The sequence below is a fragment of the Nocardioides sp. NPDC057577 genome (genome assembly GCF_042801335.1).
GTDB lineage: Bacteria > Actinomycetota > Actinomycetes > Propionibacteriales > Nocardioidaceae > Nocardioides.
On sequence record NZ_JBHVGB010000029.1, the window covers coordinates 41,797 to 47,901 of the forward strand.

Below are 6,105 nucleotides of genomic sequence, written 5' to 3' on the forward strand. Positions count from 1 at the left end.
CGATCTGTCGGCCTTGATTCATTCCGGCGCGTGGCCGTACCAGAGCGTGGTCTCGCCGTACTTCTTCGACTTCTGGTCGGTGAACCCGTCGGGCCAGACCGGCTCGGGACTGCGTGCGGACCGCTCGACGACGACCAGGGCGCCCGGAACCAGCCAGCCGTGCTTGACCAGCAGCGCGATGTCCTCGGAGACGGCGTCGTCGGAGAGCGGGTAGGGCGGGTCGAGGAAGACCATGTCGTAGGGGGCCGGCGGCGGCGTCACCAGGGTGCTGGCCACGGTGGCGGCGACCACGTTGGCCCGCGGGAAGCCGAGCTCCTTCGCGTTGGAACGGATCACCCCGGCCGTACGCCGGTCCGACTCGACCAGGGTCACCACCCCGGCGCCACGGGACCACGCCTCCAGCCCGACCGCGCCGGTGCCGGCGTAGAGGTCGAGGAAGCGCAGCCCGGCCAGGGAGCCGTAGGAGGACTCGATCGCTGAGAAGAGCGCCTCGCGGACCCGATCGGTGGTGGGACGGGTCCGCACCCCCTTGGGAGCGAGTAGGCGCCGCCCTCCTGCGACGCCACCGATGATCCGAGTCATTGGGATACCTTAGGACTTTTCCAAGTAGTCAGCGGAAGCGGACTCCTCGATCTCGGAGACCCGCTCGGCCAGGAGCGGTGCGGTCGCGAGATCCGGGTCGTCCTCCAGCAGTGCCTCGGCCGCCTCGCGCGCCTCCAGGATCGTCTCCTCGTCGCGCAGCACACGGAGACTCTCCAGGCTCGATCGGCGGCCGGACTGGGAGGCGCCGAGCACGTCCCCCTCGCGGCGCTGGTCGAGGTCGACCCGGGACAGAGCGAACCCGTCGGTGGTCTGGGCGACCGCGTCGAGGCGGGTCCTGGCCGGGGTGTCGGCCTCCGCGTGGGAGACGAGCAGGCACAGCCCGTGCAGCCCACCACGGCCGACCCGACCGCGCAGCTGGTGGAGCTGGGAGACCCCGAAGCGGTCGGCGTCGAGGATGACCATGGTGGTGGCGTTGGGTACGTCCACGCCGACCTCGATCACGGTGGTGGCGATCAGCACATCGACGTCGCCGGCGGCGAAGGCGCTCATGGTGCGCTCCTTCTCCTCGGCGGGGAGCTTGCCGTGGAGCTTGGCGACGCTCAGCCCCTGCAGCGGACCGGTGGTCAGCTCCTCGGTGACCTCGTCGACGGCGGAGAGCTGGGCCGGGGCGGCCTTGACCTCGTTGCCGTCGGCGTCGAAGTCGCGCTGGTCGCTCTCCCCCTGCTCGGACTCGTCGCCGCTGATCCGCGGGGCGACGACATAGACCTGGTGGCCCGATCCGACCTCCTCCTTGACGCGTTCCCACACCCGGGCGATCCACGCGGGATGGTCCACGAGCGAGACCAGGTTGGTCTGGATCTCGGCCCGTCCGGCCGGGAGCTCGGTGAGCGTGGAGACCTCGAGGTCGCCGAAGACGGTCATCGCGACCGTGCGCGGGATCGGCGTCGCGGTCATCACCAGCAGGTGCGGTGGGGTGCCGGCCTTATCCGTCAGAGCGGCCCGCTGCTCGACGCCGAAGCGGTGCTGCTCGTCGACGACGACCAGGCCGAGGTCGTCGAACATCACCTGGTCCTGGAGCAGGGCGTGGGTGCCGACGACGATCCCGGCCTCGCCGGTGGCGATCCGGCTCAGCGGCCCCTTGCGCTGGGTCTTGGTCATCGATCCGGTGAGGAGCTCGACATGGGTCTGCTCCTGGTCGCCGGCGAAGAGCCCTCCGGCCAGACCGCTGGCAGCCAGGTCGCCGAGCATCGCGGTGATCGAGCGGTAGTGCTGCTGGGCGAGCACCTCGGTCGGCGCCAGCAGGGCGGCCTGGCCGCCGGAGTCGACGACCCTGAGCATGGCGCGGAGGGCGACCAGCGTCTTGCCGGAGCCGACCTCGCCCTGGAGCAGGCGGTTCATCGGGTGGGGCTGGGCCAGCGCCACCTCGAGCTCCTCCCCGATCTCGGCCTGCCCCTGGGTGAGGGTGAACGGCAGCCGCTCGTCGAACGCCCCGAGCAGGTCGTGGACACCGCCGGTGCGGGCAGTGGTGCCCAGTGCCTGGAGCGCCCGTCGCCGGCGCCCCAGCACCAGCTGCAGGCCGAGCGCCTCCTCGAACCGGAAGCGGTGCTGGGCGCGCTGGACGTCCTTGAGCTCATGGGGCGCGTGGATCAGGTCCAGGGCGTCGCGCAGCCCCGGGACGGCGTACGTCTCCCGGAGCTGCTCGGGGAGCACGTCGGTGACCTCCTCGACGACCTGCCGGGCGAACCGCACCGCGCGCATCACGTCCCAGTGCTGGAGCCCGGCGGTGAGCGGATAGATCGGGAAGAGCTCGGTCAGCTCCTCGACCGCCATCTGGTTGTCGGCCGCCTCGGCTGCGCTCTCGGAGTCGGACGGGTCGCCGAAGACGACCATCTGCGGGTTGGCCAGCTGCCACTCGCCGCGGAACGATCCGGCCTTGCCGACGAAGACTCCGCGCACGCCCGGGGCGAGCACGCCGCGGCGCCACTCGGCGATCCGCTGGGACTTGGAGAAGAAGGTGAGCTGCAGGTCGGCGGTGCCGGCCTTGAGCTGGGTCTCGACGCGGAAGGCGGGCCGGCCGGTGCGGCGGTCGGTGTGCTGTCGCACGACGCTGCGGACCACCTCGCCGAGCACCGTGAGCATCTCGCCCTCGTGCAGCTGCGGCGTCTGGCTGAGGTCGGCGGTGCGCAGGTAGCGACGCGGGAAGTGGTAGAGCAGGTCGCCGACGGTGCGCAGCCCGAGACCCTTGGTGAACTTCGTGGCGTGCTTGCTGTTGCCCAGCACGGCCTCGATCGGCGACTCGAGGGTGATCGGCACCGTCTCTTCTCCTCTACTCCACCGACATCAGGAGGGGGTAGCGCTCCTGGCCTCCGTCGTACACCATCACATCAACGGCCGGATGGTTGGCAGCCAGCCACGCCGCGACGGCACCGGCGAGCTCACCCGTGGGGTCCTCGAGGCCGGAGACCAGCGTGACCAGCTCGCCGCCACCACCGATGAGCCGGGCGAGCACATACGTCGCGCACGTCTCCAGGTCCTGGCCGACCTTGACGAAGTCTCCGTCGAGCACCCCGAGCGCGTCACCCGGCATACACGGCCCAGCCATCGTAATCGCTCGGGTGTTCGAGATGGTGACCGCACCGTGCCGCGCGTGTCGCGCGGTGGCGGTCATCTCGAGCACGTCCTTGTCGAACTTCCGGCCGGGCTCGTGAACCGCGATCGCCGCCAGCCCCTGCACCTGGCTGCGGGTGGAGATCACCGCGACGTTGATGTCGAGGTCGTCCTCGGCGGTGCGGGCGGCGGCCTCGGCCGACTGCCGGGTCGGAGCGTCGTTGGGGAGCACGATCACCTCGTCGGCACCGGAGGCGGTGATCGCCTCGAGCAGCTCGGAGGTCGTCGGGCGCCGATGCGGGCCGCCCTCGATCACGATCGCGCCGGCGCCGCGGAAGAGCTCGGCCAGACCCGGCCCGGCCGCGAACGCGATCACCGCACGGCCACCGCGGGTGGCGTGGCGATGGGCCTGGCCGGCGATCTGCTCGGCGAAGTGGGTCACATGGATCCGGTGGGGCCGCCCGGCGTTGATCCCGGCCTCGATCGCGGCGCCGACGTCGTCGACGTGGACGTGGACGTTCCAGATGCCCTCGCCTCCGACGACGACCAGCGAGTCGCCCAGCGGCTGGAGCCGCTTGCGGAGGTCGGGGATCGCGGCGTCCTCGGCGTCGAGCAGGTACATCACCTCGTACGACGGGCCGCCGGGCTCCAGCGCGTGGCCGTCGGCCGCACCGGCGACGGCCTGGATCGGGATCGGGATGTGTGGGACCGGCGCCTGCGGGCTCGGCCGGCGACCGGTCAGCGCGGTGTCGAAGGCGTCGAGCAGCACGCAGATCCCGCGGCCACCGGCGTCGACCACCCCGGCAGCGGCCAGAGCCGGCAGCTGCTCCTGCGTGCGGGCAAGAGCCGCGCGGGCCGCGCTGGCGGCGACCGACATCACGTCGCGGGTCCGTGCGGTCTCGTCGATCTCGACGCACGCCTCGGCCGCGTCCGCGGCGGCCCGGAGCACGCTCAGCATGGTGCCCTCCTGGGGCTCCCCCACCGCGGCGTACGCGGCGTTCCCGGCGTTGCGCAGCGCGTCGGCGAAGACCACCGCGGTGCGCTCGTCCTCGGTGGCCTGGACCAGGCGGCGCAGCAGGGCGCCGATCATCTCGGCCAGGATCACGCCCGAGTTTCCGCGGGCGCCCAGCAGCGCGCCGCGCGAGAAGGCGCGCAGTCCCTCACGCCAGTCGGGGCCGGTGAACTCGCGCAGCCGGTCACGGGCCGCGGCGATCGTGAGGTAGAGGTTGGTGCCGGTGTCGCTGTCGGGCACCGGGAAGACGTTGAGCGCGTCGATCTCCTCGCGGTGCGACGCGAGCGCGTCGGTCGCCAGGTCGCCGAACCGGCGGAACAGATCGAGCTTGACCTCGGCCACGCTGCCTCCCTACTCCTCGACACCTGAATGCAGCCAGACACCGTGACGCCGGACACACTGCCCGGTACCGCGGCACCCAGGGTAGGCGGTGTCCGGGTACGGGGTAAACGACGGGTGAACAAATCCGAGGCCGCAGGAAAGTCACGAGCGAGTAACACCTTCTGCCGAGTTGCGCCCCACCTCGGTGACGATCATCCCTAGTGTGGGGATGACCCCAACGCCGAAGGAATCCCGGATGTCGATCCCGACCCCGACCCCACGCGCCGAACGCGTCAACGAAATCTTCGACTTCTCGGCCGGACGCGGCCTGGAGATCGGCCCGCTGCACCAGCCGCTGATCCCCCGAGATGCCGCGGAGGTCTCCTATCTGGACCTCTACGACCGCGACCGGCTCTACGAGTCGTACGCCGAGCATTCCCAGGTGAACCACGACACCATCCCCGAGATCGACTATCCGATGTGGGACGGCACCCGGATGCGTACGCTCGAGGAGGCCGCCAAGGATGGCGCTCCGTACGACTGGGCGCTGGCCAGCCACGTCGTCGAGCACGTCCCTGACCTGGTCGGATGGCTGGCACAGGTCGAGGCCGTCACCGCACCCGACGGGGCCCTCGTCCTGGTCGTCCCCGACCGGCGCTACACCTTCGACGCCCACCGACCACCCACCACGATGGGTCAGATCCTGCAGGCGTACGAGGCAGGCGACACGACCCCGTCGGTGCGTGCGGTCTACGACCACCACCGGTGTGCGGTCAACACCGACGCCAAGCGTCTCCACCACCGGGGGCCGAGCGAGGCCGAGACCTGTATCCACGACCTCGGCTACACCCGGAGCCAGCTCGAGCGGGCCCGCCGGGGCGAGTACGTCGACTGCCATGTGTGGACCTACACCGACCGCTCGTTCCCCGAGATCATCGCCGAGCTGCGCCGCCTGGGGCTGACCGGCTGGTCGGTCGAGTCCCTCCTGCCCGTGCCCGAGAACGACATCGAGTTCTACGTCGTCCTACGCCGCGGTCTCTCCCCCGACCTCCCCGCGGTGCCCGCACTCCCGGACTGGGTCGAGCAGGGCCTCGAGCTGCGCGACGAGGTCGCGAGGCTCCGTGAGATCGTCGCGGACCAGCGGCGACGGCTCGAGTCCCAGCGCAAGCAGCTCGCCGGCCGCCGCACGGAGATCGACGATCTGCGCGGGTCGAAGCGGTGGAAGCTGGCCACCGCACTGGCCGCACCGCTGGACAAGTGGCGGGATCGCCGCTCGGAAGACTGACGATTTCGCCGGGTGCAGCCGGACGGGCTACGCTTGTTCGGTTGTCTCGGCAGGGCAGCCGTTCATCGCGCCCGCCGACACCATTCAATTGACCTCGATCATCTATTCAACCTCAGGAGTTCACGGTGGCTGCCGTCTGCGACATCTGCGACAAGAAGCCGGGCTTCGGCAACAACCGGCCGTGGTCCAAGAAGGCGACCAGGCGCCGCTTCGACCCCAACATCCAGCGCGTCCGCGCCGTCATCAACGGCACCCCGAAGCGCATGAACGTCTGCACGACCTGCATCAAGGCCGGCAAGGTCGCCCGGTAGGTAGATAGCACGAAGGGCCCCGCGGC

General features: G+C 70.8%; 5 protein-coding genes. 2 read left to right on the top strand and 3 right to left on the bottom strand.

Annotation, left to right across the window (positions count from 1 at the left end; genetic code table 11):
• Positions 1–18 precede the first annotated feature (18 nt).
• The 3 genes from rsmD to ACFU7D_RS08825 are packed head-to-tail and all read right to left on the bottom strand — an operon-like array spanning position 19 to position 4,504.
• On the bottom strand, positions 19–582 hold the full coding sequence (gene rsmD / locus ACFU7D_RS08815; RefSeq protein ID WP_378730991.1) for a 16S rRNA (guanine(966)-N(2))-methyltransferase RsmD: 564 nt from the start codon (positions 580–582) through the stop codon (positions 19–21).
• A 9-nt stretch (positions 583–591) separates the two neighbouring features.
• Positions 592–2,856, bottom strand: coding sequence for an ATP-dependent DNA helicase RecG (locus ACFU7D_RS08820; RefSeq protein ID WP_378865889.1), 2,265 nt, complete (start codon positions 2,854–2,856; stop codon positions 592–594).
• A 13-nt stretch (positions 2,857–2,869) separates the two neighbouring features.
• A complete protein-coding gene (locus ACFU7D_RS08825; RefSeq protein ID WP_378865892.1) occupies positions 2,870–4,504 on the bottom strand; it encodes a DAK2 domain-containing protein in 1,635 nt (544 codons plus the stop codon).
• Positions 4,505–4,739: 235 nt separating this feature from the next.
• Here ACFU7D_RS08825 and ACFU7D_RS08830 point away from each other — a divergent pair, with 235 nt between their 5' ends.
• Both ACFU7D_RS08830 and rpmB read left to right on the top strand, forming a co-directional pair.
• Positions 4,740–5,768 carry a class I SAM-dependent methyltransferase gene (locus ACFU7D_RS08830; RefSeq protein ID WP_378865895.1) on the top strand — a complete coding sequence of 343 codons (1,029 nt, stop codon included), beginning with the start codon at positions 4,740–4,742 and terminating at the stop codon, positions 5,766–5,768.
• A 125-nt stretch (positions 5,769–5,893) separates the two neighbouring features.
• Positions 5,894–6,079: a 50S ribosomal protein L28 gene (rpmB, locus tag ACFU7D_RS08835; RefSeq protein ID WP_141803692.1), complete on the top strand. Its 186-nt coding sequence runs from the start codon at positions 5,894–5,896 to the stop codon at positions 6,077–6,079.
• The last annotated feature ends 26 nt before the right edge of the window (positions 6,080–6,105 follow it).